The organism is Parachryseolinea silvisoli, from assembly GCF_021190955.1.
Classification (GTDB): domain Bacteria; phylum Bacteroidota; class Bacteroidia; order Cytophagales; family Cyclobacteriaceae; genus Ohtaekwangia; species Ohtaekwangia silvisoli.
The window spans coordinates 423625-437109 of sequence record NZ_JAIOAO010000004.1; the positions used below are offsets into that span (position 1 = coordinate 423625).

Genomic DNA, 13485 nt, shown 5'->3' on the forward strand with positions numbered 1-13485 from the left:
AGCACCAAGCGTTAGCGGAGAGGTGCGGTACTTGTGCCTAAAACTGCAGCCAGTCTCCAGACTGGCGTGGAGAAAGGTTACAATAAAGTATAAATAGCAATGAAATGACTAATCGTATAATTCTTCTCATATTCTTCCTGGCGTGCCTGCTACCCTCGACCGCCCAAACCTTCACCAACCCCATTCTCCCCTCCGGCGCCGACCCCTGGGCCATCTACCACGAAGGTTATTACTACTACACCCACACCCTCGGCAACCGCCTCGCCCTCTGGAAGACAAAAGACCTGACAGCACTAAAAGACATCACCCCCCAAACCATCTGGACACCGCCATCAGCCGGCCCAAACTCCAAAGCCATCTGGGCCCCGGAGCTACACCGCCTCGACAACAAATGGTATATATACTACACCGCCACCGACAAAGCGAACGACGGCGACGCCAACCGCTACGTCTTCGTACTGGAAAATACAGCCGCCGACCCGTTACAAGGCACCTGGGTAGACAAAGGCAAAGTCAACACCGAACACGCCGGCCTTGACGGCTCCGTCTTCGAACATCGCGGCACCCGATACTTTCTATACTCCGCCTATGTCGGCCCGCAAAGCGTATTGGTCATTGCCCGGATGAAAAACCCCTGGACACTCGAAGGAACACAAACCATCATCGCCGCCCCGACACACGCCTGGGAAAAATTCGGCGGCCGCCAGATCCTCGAAGGCCCCGAATTCCTCGCCGGTAAAAAAGACGAAGTATTCATCGTCTACTCCGCCAGCGCGTGCTGGGCCGACGAATATGCCCTCGGCATGCTCGCCGCCAAAACCAACGCCAACCTGCTGGACCCACGCACCTGGACCAAGGTATCCACGCCCGTATTCCAACAATCCCCCGCCCACAACGTCTATGCCACGGGCCACAACGCCTTCGTCCAATCCCCCAATGGCAAAGAAAACTGGTTATTATACCACGCCAACACCGGCCCCGGCCAGGGCTGCGACCACCGCCGCTCACCTCGTTTGCAATCCTTCACCTGGACAGCAGACGGCCGCCCAGATTTCGGGCAGCCCGTGAAAGCCGATTCAGTACTGCAAATACCAGCGCGCTAATTCGTGCGTGTATAGGCGCCTCTATGGAAATGCTGGCGCAAGAGTTAGCGCGCAGCGCGTCTCTTGTGACTGAAACTGCCGCCAGTCTTAGACTGGCGGGGAACATTTTAATGCAGCCCCGCTTCGCGGGGCACACGGCAGTCTAAGACTGCATACAGTTTCAGTCACAAGTACCGCACCTACGCTAACGCTTGGTGCTAATACTTGCGCCAGCAACACCGGAATGCCCTGTGCTCGGCAACACACTCCATTCATCCAAAAATCGACCTTCTTCATTGCATTATAGCCCAATTGTCGTTTCATTTGCTAAAACGATTAACTAAAACCTAAGCAGAATTCGCCCGACGCGCCTCTGAGCCTTCATATACCATGCAGACATTCAAACACTTGTTCATCAGTATGGCCCTAGCCATGCCGTTGCTCACGCATGCACAAACCGAAACAATCCCGCTAAACAGCGCCGATACCGAATGGCAGCTAACACCCCAGGCCGATGTACACAGCGCCGGCACCGAAATCGCCACCCCCGGCTATAAATTTTCCACCGCCGTCAAAGGCGTCGTCCCCGGCGTAGTCTTCACGGCCTACGTGCAAGCGGGAAAAGTACCCGATCCCAACTACGCCGACAATATTTGGAAAGTCGATGAGTCGTTCTACAATCGCCCCTTCTGGTATAGAACTGAATTTGCGCTGCCGCCGTCGTTTGTAAAACGCGGCCGGATCTGGCTGCATTTCGACAACACCAACCGCTACGCAGACTTCTATTTTAACGGAACAAAACTGTCCGGCACGAAGACATCGACGCGGGACGTCAGCGGCCACATGCTTCGAACAAAATATGATATAACCGACCTGATCCGCGAACCCGGTAAAAATGCCATCGCCGTATTAATTACCGATGCGGATCAGAAGAAACATCGTACCGATAAAGAAGGCTTTGGCGTGACCGCCAGCCCGACCTATCTCTCCGCCGCAAGCTGGGACTGGATGCCCTACGTACCCGGGCGGCTGGCCGGCATCACCGGCAATGTATACCTGACCGTCACCGGCGACTTGACGATGCAGGACCCCTGGGTCCGGTCGGAACTGGAATCGAACGAGTTTGCATATCTAAGCCTTTCCTCCGCTATAAAAAACTCATCGGCCTCCAGGCAGGAAGCAGTGCTGGCCGGCGTGATTCAGCCCGGCAACATCGGGTTCTCAAAGAAAATAACGCTGGACCCACACGCTACCGCAACCGTATACATCGACCGAAAAGAATTTTCACAGCTCATCGTGCGTCACCCCAAACTATGGTGGCCCAACGGCTATGGCGAGCCCAACCTGTATACCTGCACGTTAACGTGCTCGGTGGACGGTAAAACGTCGGATGTAAAAGAAATTACATTTGGTATCAAGAAGTATGAATATCAGTTCACAAAAAATGCCGCGGGGTGGCCCGTGATGACCTTCTACATCAACGGGCAGAAATTATTCCTCAAGGGCGGCAGCTGGGGCATGGACGAATACCTGCTGCGTTGTCACGGTAAAGAATATGAAACAAAGATCAGGCTCCACAAAGACATGCACTACAACGTGATCCGCCTCTGGACGGGCTGTGTCACCGACGACGAGTTTTATAACTATTGCGACAAGTATGGCATCATGGTATGGGACGACTTTTGGTTGTACGTGGCCTACAACGACGTAGCCAGTGACGAAGACTTTAAGGCCAATGCCCTCGACAAAGTAAAGCGTCTGCGAAATCACCCCAGTATCGCGCTGTGGTGCGGCGCCAATGAAACGCATCCCAAGCCTGCGCTCGACGACTACCTGCGCACCATTGTGGCCCGCGAAGATCACAACGATCGCCTGTATAAATCATCGTCCAACCAGGACGGCCTGTCGGGCAGCGGTTGGTGGGGCAATCAACCGCCGAAACATCACTTCGAAACATCGGGCAGCAACCTGGCCTGGAACAATCCGCCATACCCCTATGGCTCCGATCGCGGCTATGGCATGCGCTCCGAGATCGGCACCGCGACCTTCCCGACGTACGAGAGTGTCATCCAGTTTATTCCAAAGGACAAACTGTGGCCGCTGCCCACGGACGAGCAATTGAAAAACGAAGATGACAACGTCTGGAACAAACACTACTTCGGAAAGGAAGCCTCGAACGCCAATCCGATACACTATAAGACGGCGGTAAATACTCAGTTCGGCGAGTCATCGGGGTTGGAAGCATTCTGCGAAAAGTCGCAGTTCATCAACATCGAAGTAATGAAAGGCATGTACGAAGCGTGGAACGACAGGATGTGGAACGACGCATCAGGGTTGCTGATCTGGATGAGCCAGTCGGCGTATCCGTCCTTCGTCTGGCAGACCTATGATTATTATTATGACGCCACGGGCGCCTACTGGGGCGCCAGGAAAGCCTGCGAGCCGGTACACATTCAGTGGAATGCCTCGAGCAACAGTATAAAAGCTATTAACACCACTGCGACTGATCTGAACGGTGCGATCGCAAAAGCCAGGGTCTATACCCTGCAGGGTAAGGAAGTGTCGCAGTTTAGAAAAGAGAAAACGGTCGATGTTGCGTCCAGCAACATAGCCGAAGCCTTCACGTTGAACTTCAACCCCTCTAATCTGGCGTACGGCAAAACCATCGCCGCATCCTCTGCTCTTCAACCGGCCGCCCTGGCGACAGACGCCGGCGCCGGCAGCCGCTGGGAAAGCGAATATAGCGATGCGCAGTGGCTCTACGTTGACCTCGGTCAAAAGCAAAAGATCCAAACCGTCGTGTTAAAGTGGGAAGTCGCCTGCGCCAAAGAATATACGCTCGAAATCTCCGACGACGCCAAAACCTGGAAGACCGTTTACAAAACCACGGACGGCAAAGGCGGAACCGAAGAAATTGCCATCAAGCCGGTATCGACGCGGTATGTCCGCATGCTGGGCCTAAAGCGCGCAACACAATTCGGTTATTCAATCTATGAAATGGAAGTATACGGACAAGACAGATCCATTCAGGACATGACCCCGCTTCACTTTATCAAGCTGGAGCTGACAGATGCCAAAGGAACCTTGCTGTCCGATAACTTCTATTGGAGAAACGGCGTAAAAGACCTGGACTATACGCCGCTTAACACACTACCCGCCGCGGACATAACGTGCGCGCTCCGGAGCAAAGAAACCGGTAAACTTCACATGGCCATCAAAAACAATTCACAAACCGTAGCCTTCGGCAACCGCCTGCGCCTGGTAAAACAAAATACCCAGGAGCGCATCCTACCCGTCATCCTTTCGGATAATTATATCACCCTCATGCCCGGCGAGGAAAAACTCATCATCATCGAAGCCGACGCAACGCAGCTCCAGGGCGGCGCTGATATTTTACTAAAACAATACGGCCACCCCGAACAGAAAAAGCTATCGGTGCAATAAATAGTCGTCGTGAACACCGAAAATACAGCCCTGAAAGGGCGTAATACAATAGCCCAGGCCTTCGCTATCGCTCCAGCCTGGGCTATTATGTCACACCCCTTCGGGGCTTCAAATCGTCTTCGAACCGTCAGTCAACTCTCACCACAACCTTTCCCACATGACTCCCGCCCTGCATATACCGAAACGCCTCCTGCACCTTCTCCATCGGAAACACCTGACTAATCACCGGTCGTAAACCATTCACTTCCACCGCTCGCGCCAAATCTTCAAAGTCTTCCCGCGTTCCCACCGAGATCCCTTTCATCCGTACAGTATAAACTACCGATCGAAAAAAATCCACCGGCAGCACCGGCCCGCCGAGGAATCCCACCAGGCCCACAAAGCCTTCCATCCGCAGTGACCGGATGGAGCTGTCGATGCTTTCAGCGCCGCCGATGTCGAGCGTAGCATCGGCGCCTTCCTGTTGCGTAAGACGGAGTACCTCTTCGTGCCACTTCGGATATTTTTTATAGTTGATCACCTCATCGGCACCAAGCTTTTTGAGCGTGTCGAGCTTGTGGTCGCTGCCCGAGGTGGCGATGACGCGGGCGCCGGCGATCTTGGCAAGTTGCAGGGCGAAGATCGAGACACCACCGGTGCCCTGGGTGACGACGGTCTGTCCGGGCTTGAGGCCGGCATGTACAAACCATCCGTTCCACGCGGTTACACCGGCGATAGGCAACGTACAGGCTTCTTCGGCCGTGAGGTTCGCGGGTGTTCTGACAAGCGCCTCTTCAGCAACGCAGGCGTATTCCACCATCAGGCCAGGCGTGGCCTGACTGGTTTGGCTCTCGGCGTTTTGCAGCGTGCGCCTGCCGCCGATCCATTGCTGATAGAAATTTACCATCACGCGGTCGCCTTTTTTCCAGCGAGTTACTTCGCTGCCGATACGTTCGATGGTGCCGGCGCCGTCAGAGGCGGGTATGCGGGGCAGCGTGAGCGATGGTTTATAGGTGCCCGATATCAGGGCGATGTCCAGGTAATTCAAGGCTACGGCTTCGATGCGCACCAGCACTTGGTGTGGGCCGGGAGTGGGAATTTTTTCATCGGCCAGCTGCAGGTTTTCGATACCGAACTGTTTTAAATGAATTGCTTTCATGTCATTTTTGTTATGACGGCAAAACTGGCGGCCCCGGCCCCTGTAATCAAGTATGCACTTTTCCGTTCCCTGCTTACCAAAAGGTGAGTAATGCTGAGGATGAGGAAGAAAAAATTTTGAACGATATAAAGAACGATATGAAAGAAACTACCCCGCCTGCACCGATCTGTTCCGTTGACTATGCCTTTCAACGCATCGGCGGCAAATACAAAGGTCGCATCATCTGGCAACTTGGCACCGGCACACGCCGGTATGGTTCGCTGCGCAAAAGCATCCTGGGCGTCACACACAAGATGTTGACGCAGGCGCTGCGTGAGCTGGAGCAGGATGGCCTCATTACCCGCCAGGCGTTTGCTGAGCTGCCACCACGCGTAGAGTATACACTCACGTCCACAGGTCAGGGCCTTATTCCGTTCATCACCATGCTCAACGAATGGGCCATGCAGCAAATGGATGCCCTCGGTGTTCCGCGCTACTATAAAACGTCGGAACACGATCTCGTTTGTGCACCCAACGCGGGACGTGTCACCGCGACAACCGACCGATAACGGTCGCAGCGGACACCCCGAAAAAAAACTTTCCATTTTCTGTTACCTTTTGCAACGAACCGTAGTCTTTATGCAAAGCTTGGGTTATGTTCAAAAATTACTTCCTGGTCACCCTGAGAAACCTGTTCAAAAACGGGTTCTATTCGTTCATTAACATTGCCGGTCTTTCTACCGGCATTACCTGCAGCATCCTGATCTTGTTGTGGGTCAACGACGAAATGTCATACGACAAGTTCCTGCCGAAGGCCGACCGGCTCTACCAGGTGTGGGCCAACGCGAAGTTTGACGGCAAGATTCAGTCGTGGACCTCCGTGCCGCTGCCCACCTACGAGGCCATGAAAACTGCCGACAGTCACATCAAGCGGGCTGCGGTGACAGACTGGGGTGGTGACCACCTGCTGACGGTAGGAGAGAACCGGCTGACCAAGCGCGGTTACTATACCGGTGAGGATTTCCTGCAGATGTTTGAGTTTCCGCTGTTGATCGGCCAGGCAAACCAGGTCATGGCAGACCCCCGTTCGATCGTCATTACCGAGGCCACGGCCAAGGCATTGTTTGGAGACGAAGACCCGATCAACAAAGTAATCCGCGTCGACAACGAACATGATTTGAAGGTGACCGGTGTACTGCGCAACGTGCCGTCAAGCTCAAGCTTCCAGTTCGATTTCCTGATGACCTGGAAATTCCACGAGCAAGCCGAGGAGTGGGTGCGGCGTAACACCACCAATTGGGGCAACTATTCCTTCCAGGTATTTGTCGAGCTGAATGACCCTGCCCATCACGCGGCGGTGGAAAGCCGGGTGAAGATGATGCTACAGGAACATGGCGAAAAGGATACCAAGCCCGAATTCTTTTTATACCCCATGCTGCGCTGGCGCCTGCAATCATCGTTCGACAACGGCGTAGAATCGGGCGGCATGATCGAATATGTACAGCTCTTTACAATCATTGCTGTGTTTGTCCTGATCATCGCCTGTATCAATTTTATGAACCTGGCCACGGCGCGGTCTGAGCGGCGTGCGCGCGAGGTGGGTATACGCAAGAGCATAGGCTCCCGTCGACGGGAGCTTGTGTTGCAGTTCATCGGCGAGTCTACCTTCATATCGTTTATCGCATTCACCATTGCCGTATTGGCGGCGCAATTGCTGTTGCCGTACTACAACGACATGGTGGAGAAAAAACTGACGATACCGTACCTGTCGGGTGAATTCTGGCTATTTTCACTGGGACTTATCCTGATCACCGGACTGGTGGCAGGCAGCTATCCCGCGTTCTATCTTTCTTCCTTCCAGCCGGTAAAGGTGTTGAAAGGAAAACCTACCGCGGGTAAAGGCGCCAGCTTGCCGCGCAAAATATTGGTGACGTTGCAATTCGGCTTCTCGATCCTGCTCATCATCGGCACGCTGGTAATATACCAGCAGATCCAGCTTGTCAAAGGCCGTACACTCGGCTATGATCAGGAAAACCTCATGACGGTAAATTATACCAACGAGGTAAAAAAGAATTACCGGCCGTTGAAGCTGGACCTGCTGGCATCGGGCGCGGTCGAGGCCGTGACCAAATCCAACAGCGCGATCACGGAAATCAACTCCAATAACTTTCTCGGTTGGCCCGGTAAGCCTGAAGAGCTGCGGGTGATCTTCACTACCATTGCCACCGAATACGACTGGACGAAGACCATGGGGATCAAAATCCTGGAAGGGCGTGACTTCTCGGAAGATTTCAAAAGCGATACCGCGTCGATCATCATAAACAAGACTGCGCTGCAGCTCATGAACCTGAAAGACCCCATTGGCACCGAGCTGCCGCTGTGGGGCGGCAAACGCAAGCTGATCGGTGTTGTAGAGGATGTATTGATGGGTTCACCGTCCGACCCTGTAAAGCCGATGTTTGCCATACTGGATCCTGAGTGGAGCAATGCCGTCACCATTCGCCTGAAGAAAACCAACGACCTGCAGGCATCGATCAACACCGTCAAGACCGTCTTCGAAAAGCATGCGCCGGCATACCCGTTCGAATATCGATTTGCCGATGTGGAGTTTCAGAAGAAATTCACAACCATCAACCTGACGAGCCAACTGGCCAGTCTCTTTGCAACGCTCACCATCCTGATCACGGGACTCGGGTTATTTGGCCTCGCATCGTTTACCGCGGAGCAACGTACCAAAGAGATCGGCATACGCAAGGTGCTCGGAGCCAGTGTGCCAAGCATTGTACAAATGATCTCGCGCGATTTTTCTATTCTGGTGATTATAGCCTTTACGATATCTTCACCCGTCGCCTGGTGGCTGTTGACGAAATACCTGGAGCGTTATGCCATTCGTACATCGATCGAATGGTGGGTATTTCCGGCAACCGGTATCGTATCCTTGGTATTTGCGTTGATCATCGTCAGCACACAAGCCTTGCGCGCGGCACATGCCAATCCCGTAAACTCCTTGCGGAGTGAATAGTGCCTATTTCGGTTGCAGCGTGACGGCAGGCGTTTGTTCTAAAAGTTTCAGCGCCTCGTCGTCCTGATACTTCAGGATCTGCGTGCGCAGCGCTTTCTTCAGGGAAGCCGTAACCTTTTCGTAGCCCTTCTGGCCGTACAGGTTAGTTAGGTTGTGCGGGTCCTTTTTGATGTCGTAGAGCTCCCAGAAATCATCGGGTCCATAGAATCGCGCCAATGTATACTGTTCCGTGCGGATCCCGAAATGCGGGGCGACGCGGTGCGGACGCGGATATTCGTAGTAGTGATAGTATGCCGCGGTTCGCCATGGCACCGGCTTCCCGCTGACGATGGGCAGGAATGATTCGCCCTGGATCTCCCGCGGTATCGTGGTGCCGGTAATATCCAGGATCGTTGGCGCCCAGTCGATGTTTGAAATGAGCCGGTCTACTTTGGTGCCCGGCTTGATCACGCCCGGGTACCGAATCACAAACGGTGTCTTCAGCGACTCTTCATACATAAACCGCTTGTCAAACCAACCGTGCTCGCCCAGGTAAAAGCCCTGGTCGGAAGCATAAATCACGACGGTGTTCTCCGACAGTTTCGTTTGATCCAGGTAGTCTAGCAACCGCCCGATGTTACGATCGAGGGAATTGGCCGTAGATAAATAATCGCGCAGGTAACGCTGATACTTCCATTCGGCGAGCGCCTTGCCCGTAAGCTTCTTCTCATCGAACTCCTTGCTTACTTTCTTTTCGTAATAGTTGTAGTACGCCGCCCGTTGTTCGGCGGTAAACCGTGTGTAGGGATTATAGCGTCGGGTACCGGTACTGCTGTCGTAGTCAGCGTGCACCTTCAGGTCCGTCATCAGTACCATCGTGCTGTCGATGGTCATGTCCTGCTTCCGTGCGGCAATCCGGTTTTTATAGTCGTCGTAGAATGTCGCGGGTATCGGGAAGGTAACGTCGTCATATGCACCGAGGTCTTCGAGGGCGGGCAGCCACTCGCGGTGCGTGGCTTTGTGGCCTACTACCAGGAAGAACGGCTTGGAGCGATCGCGCGTGTCAAGCCATTCCTTCGACAACTGGGTGATGATATCCGTTACATACCCGGTATACGTCTCCGTTTCATTTTTACTATTGATAAAGTCCGGATTATAGTACGAGCCTTGTCCCGGTAAGACATGCAGGTAATCGAAGCCGTGGGGGAGTGCCCCCAGGTGCATCTTGCCGATCCAGGCGGTCTGGTATCCGTTCTTTTGCAGCTGCTCGGGAAAGACCGGCTGGGCAATGTCGAAGCTGCGTTCGTTCAGCTTGTAGCCGTTCAGGTGACTATACTTCCCCGTGAGCAGCACCGCGCGGCTCGGGCCACAGATCGAGTTCGTCACCACGTTGTTGTACAACAGCGCGCCGCCGTTGGCAATGCGATCGATGTTCGGCGTCTTCGTCAGCTTGCTGCCGTATGCGCTGATGGCCTGGTAGGCGTGGTCGTCAGAGAGAATAAAAATGACATTCGGGCGTGCCGCCGTTTTCTTTTCCTGTGCCCGTATCGACCCCGTGAGGGCCAACGCGGCAATCATCAGAACGATTTTTTTCATGGCGGAATATACGCCTATTGTGGCGAACGTCCACGTAGCGGTTAGCTACACTGCCCGAGCGCCACCCAGATGATAATAAAAACAACGATCGTACCCAGGCAGCCGCCGCCTAACTTTTTTGCGCCGTACCCGGCGATAAGTCCTCTGAAAAGATTATTCATGTGATTTATGTGGATTGATAGACGAAGGCATAAAATACCGTGCCCGGTTATCAGGAGCCCTTTTACAAGAGGATTCCCGAACCGGGCACGGCGTTATACCAGTTTGATGAAGTTGCTTAAACGCGGCTCAGCATAGTGGAAAGCTCCGCGACTTCACCCGGTGTGAGGGGCTGTAGTGGCGCGCGCAAGTGACCTCCGTCCTCTCCCAAAAGATGGAGCCCCGCTTTAACGGCCCGGGGAAGTCCTTTGGCAACCATAAATTTCAGCAAGTCAAGTTGCTGGTAAAATACATGTTGCGCCAGGACCAAATCATTTTTTACAATAGCGTTATACAACGCGACCGTTAGTTCCGGAATAAGGTTCGGTGCGGCCGTACACCAGCCGTTCGCGCCCGCCGAAAATGCCGCTAATGCCAGCGGATTCGAACCGTTGTAGAAAGCAACGTCTTCGCCCAATTCCTTTCTCAGAAAATGCATCCGCTGAATATCGCCCGTACTTTCTTTTATCATCGTTACATTCGGGATTTCAAGCAGGCGCTTTAACAACGCGGGCGACATATCGACACCACCCGTAGCGGGGTTGTTATAGGCCATGATCGGTATGGATATTTTCGAAGCGACCGTATCATAGTGCTTTACGATCTCGTCGTCCGTTAGTTTCCAATAGCTCATCGGGATGATCATAACCGCCGTAGCACCGGCTTTTTCGGCAAACCGCGCATGATAGAGTGTTCGCTCTGTCGTCAGGTTCGACACACCCACCAACGTGGGAACACGGTTTGCTACCTGCTGAAGGGTGGCGGTGGTAACGGCTTCCTTCTCTTCGTCTGTCAGGTAGGGCAACACCCCGGTGCTACCCAGGGGAGCAATGCCGTGCGCGCCCGACGTGATCAGTCGTTCTACCAATCGCTTGAATAAAGGGATGTCCACCGTCCCATCCGCGGTAAACGGTGTAATGGGATAGGCAATGATACCTGCAAAGGGAATATGTTTCATGTTATTTTCTATATAGATGGATTAGAGATCTCTTCCTTCCTCTTCACGAAGTGCCACGCCGAGATTTTGCAGCTGGGGCGCATTTTCACAGGCGATATATTTGGCGGATTCACGGTCGCTCAGATTCTGATGCCGATGCCAGGCCCAGGCCGGTATATATACGGCATCGCCTTTCTGCCACTCCACTTTTTCACCCTCGATCTCGGTATAACCTTTTCCTTCCAATACATAAAGTACGGTTTCATAGGTATGGCGATGTTTATTGGTGATCTGACCGGGCAGAAGCCCGCCGATGGTCATGCTCACGTTCCGGCTGGGCAGGTCTACAAAGAATACGGGGTGTTTACGCTCCGTCGAAAACTGCGTGTGCTCGCCCGCGTTCTCTACATTGCGATGGATCAGGTAGGCGGCTTTTTGATACTGGGGTCGCGCGAATGTCTGATGAAAATCTTTGGAGCTAAACGGTGTTTGCTCATTTTTTGTGTTGGTAGCCATGATTAGAATTTTTTTGGTTTGCAGTATTGCTTCACAAAAATGCCGTAATATTGGACTGCCTTAGTGGTACAGAAATAACAAAATCAGGTAGTCCAGATGCTTAGACCCTGGGAGTTTCAGATTACGCTCTCCACACGTGGAGACAAAGCGGCCTATATCCAGATTGCCGACGCGATCATACACGCTATCAAGACCGGCAAACTACACGGCGGGGATGCCTTGCCGGGTAGCCGGCAACTGGCCGCCAAACTAAAAGTAAACCGCAACACCATTGTCGAAGCGCTGGACGTGTTGTTGGCCGAAGGTTGGCTGGTCTCAAAAGAACGGAAGGGCACGTTCGTTGCCGGGCGTCTACCCACCTTGCCAGAAATAAAACGCGAGGTTCCCAGGCCCGCCGAAAAAACGGTGGCCAAAAAACCGAACATCATCTTTGACGACGGCCTTCCCGATAGCCGCATTGCCCCCATCAACGAGCTGGCCGGCGCTTACCGGCAGATCTTCAACCATAAAGGACGATGGCAGATGATGGGCTACAGCCCCGGTGCAGGCGATCTCGAATTTCGCCATGCGATCGTTCAAATGCTCAACTATAAGCGCGGCATGCGGCTAACGGCCGACGAGGTGTTTGTTACCCGTGGCAGCCAGATGGCCACGTACCTCACCGCCCACTGCCTGATCGAAAAAGGCGATCACGTCGTGGTGGAAAATCCAGGCTATAGACCCGCCTGGCTTGCCTTCGAAAATGCGGGAGCCAGGCTGCTTCCAATTCATGTCGATGCAGAAGGGCTGCGGATCGATGCATTAAAAAAACACCTGCGCAGCGGCAAGAAAATAAAAGCAATCTATACCACTCCCCACCATCAGTTTCCGACAACGGTAACGTTAAGCCTCCAACGCCGCCTGGAGCTCGTCGCCCTTTCCAATGAGTACGGCTTTACCATCGTCGAAGACGACTACGACAACGAGTTCCACTTTGGCCAGCGTCCGATTCTTCCCATCAGCAGTTTTGAGAATGCACAGCACTACGTCTACATCGGCACGATGAGTAAGATCGTGGCTCCGGCGCTTCGCATCGGCTACCTGGCATCTTCCCAGGACTTCGTGGCCAAAGTAGCGCAGCTCCGAAAGATCATCGACGTGCAAGGCGACAACATCATGGCCCAGGCCATTTTACAGCTCATCAACGAAGGACACATCAAACGCCACCTGCGCCGCGCCACCCAGGTATATAAAATCAAACGAGATCTGTTTGATCAAATTCTCCAAACACACCTGGGCAGCAAAGTCACGTTTGACAAACCCGAAGGCGGACTGGCCTTCTGGGTTGTGCCCAAAAAGCCGGCCGACCTGATAAAAGTATCACAGACGTTGCTGCAGAAAGGTATACAAATCATCTCCCCGCAAGACTTCAGTTTCCGCGAGCCCGTAAATGGCCTTCGCCTGGGCTATGCGTCGTTACAGGATGACCAGTTGGAAGACGGAGTGAAGGCTATCGCCAAATTACTGTAGAGAATTCGGGGTGCACGTGTGTCCGATTTGTTACGCCCTTTTCAGGGCTATGCCTTTGTATAAATGAGTAGCCCAGGCCTGAAAG

The 13485-nt window shown here is 53.5% G+C and carries 9 protein-coding genes; 5 read left to right on the forward strand and 4 right to left on the reverse strand.

Annotation, left to right across the window (positions count from 1 at the left end; translation table 11 throughout):
• Positions 1 to 104 precede the first annotated feature (104 nt).
• Positions 105 to 1103 (forward strand): glycoside hydrolase family 43 protein, encoded by a 999-nt coding sequence (locus K7P01_RS24645; RefSeq protein ID WP_267297245.1) that lies wholly within the window; start codon positions 105 to 107, stop codon positions 1101 to 1103.
• A 369-nt stretch (positions 1104 to 1472) separates the two neighbouring features.
• On the forward strand, positions 1473 to 4526 hold the full coding sequence (locus K7P01_RS24650) for a galactose-binding domain-containing protein (protein ID WP_267297246.1): 3054 nt from the start codon (positions 1473 to 1475) through the stop codon (positions 4524 to 4526).
• Positions 4527 to 4653: 127 nt separating this feature from the next.
• Here the strand turns inward: K7P01_RS24650 and K7P01_RS24655 are convergent, their stop codons facing one another.
• Positions 4654 to 5664, reverse strand: coding sequence for a zinc-dependent alcohol dehydrogenase family protein (locus K7P01_RS24655; protein ID WP_267297247.1), 1011 nt, complete (start codon positions 5662 to 5664; stop codon positions 4654 to 4656).
• A gap of 137 nt (positions 5665 to 5801) precedes the next feature.
• Here K7P01_RS24655 and K7P01_RS24660 point away from each other — a divergent pair, with 137 nt between their 5' ends.
• Positions 5802 to 6212 (forward strand): winged helix-turn-helix transcriptional regulator, encoded by a 411-nt coding sequence (locus K7P01_RS24660; RefSeq protein ID WP_267297248.1) that lies wholly within the window; start codon positions 5802 to 5804, stop codon positions 6210 to 6212.
• A gap of 86 nt (positions 6213 to 6298) precedes the next feature.
• Entirely contained in the window at positions 6299 to 8665 is a 2367-nt protein-coding gene (locus tag K7P01_RS24665; protein ID WP_267297249.1) for an ABC transporter permease, read from the forward strand.
• Between the two features lie 3 nt (positions 8666 to 8668).
• Here the strand turns inward: K7P01_RS24665 and K7P01_RS24670 are convergent, their stop codons facing one another.
• The 3 genes from K7P01_RS24670 to K7P01_RS24680 all read right to left on the reverse strand — a co-directional run bounded on the left by K7P01_RS24670 (position 8669) and on the right by K7P01_RS24680 (position 11891).
• Complete coding sequence (locus tag K7P01_RS24670; RefSeq protein ID WP_267297397.1) at positions 8669 to 10222, reverse strand: sulfatase family protein; 1554 nt, start codon at positions 10220 to 10222, stop codon at positions 8669 to 8671.
• Positions 10223 to 10517: 295 nt separating this feature from the next.
• Positions 10518 to 11396, reverse strand: a complete 879-nt coding sequence (locus tag K7P01_RS24675) for a dihydrodipicolinate synthase family protein (protein ID WP_267297250.1) — start codon at positions 11394 to 11396, stop codon at positions 10518 to 10520.
• 21 nt (positions 11397 to 11417) lie between these two features.
• Positions 11418 to 11891 carry a cupin domain-containing protein gene (locus K7P01_RS24680; protein WP_267297251.1) on the reverse strand — a complete coding sequence of 158 codons (474 nt, stop codon included), beginning with the start codon at positions 11889 to 11891 and terminating at the stop codon, positions 11418 to 11420.
• Between the two features lie 96 nt (positions 11892 to 11987).
• Here K7P01_RS24680 and pdxR point away from each other — a divergent pair, with 96 nt between their 5' ends.
• A complete protein-coding gene (gene pdxR, locus K7P01_RS24685) occupies positions 11988 to 13400 on the forward strand; it encodes a MocR-like pyridoxine biosynthesis transcription factor PdxR (RefSeq protein ID WP_267297252.1) in 1413 nt (470 codons plus the stop codon).
• Positions 13401 to 13485: the final 85 nt, after the last annotated feature.

Excerpts from the sequence above, each read along its gene's own strand:
- K7P01_RS24645 (WP_267297245.1), top strand. The coding sequence starts at position 105 with ATGACTAATCGTATAATTCTTCTCATATTCTTCCTGGCGTGCCTGCTA.
- K7P01_RS24650 (WP_267297246.1), top strand. The coding sequence starts at position 1,473 with ATGCAGACATTCAAACACTTGTTCATCAGTATGGCCCTAGCCATGCCG.
- K7P01_RS24655 (WP_267297247.1), bottom strand. The coding sequence starts at position 5,664 with ATGAAAGCAATTCATTTAAAACAGTTCGGTATCGAAAACCTGCAGCTG.
- K7P01_RS24660 (WP_267297248.1), top strand. The coding sequence starts at position 5,802 with ATGAAAGAAACTACCCCGCCTGCACCGATCTGTTCCGTTGACTATGCC.
- K7P01_RS24665 (WP_267297249.1), top strand. The coding sequence starts at position 6,299 with ATGTTCAAAAATTACTTCCTGGTCACCCTGAGAAACCTGTTCAAAAAC.
- K7P01_RS24670 (WP_267297397.1), bottom strand. The coding sequence starts at position 10,222 with ATGATTGCCGCGTTGGCCCTCACGGGGTCGATACGGGCACAGGAAAAG.
- K7P01_RS24675 (WP_267297250.1), bottom strand. The coding sequence starts at position 11,396 with ATGAAACATATTCCCTTTGCAGGTATCATTGCCTATCCCATTACACCG.
- K7P01_RS24680 (WP_267297251.1), bottom strand. The coding sequence starts at position 11,891 with ATGGCTACCAACACAAAAAATGAGCAAACACCGTTTAGCTCCAAAGAT.
- pdxR (WP_267297252.1), top strand. The coding sequence starts at position 11,988 with ATGCTTAGACCCTGGGAGTTTCAGATTACGCTCTCCACACGTGGAGAC.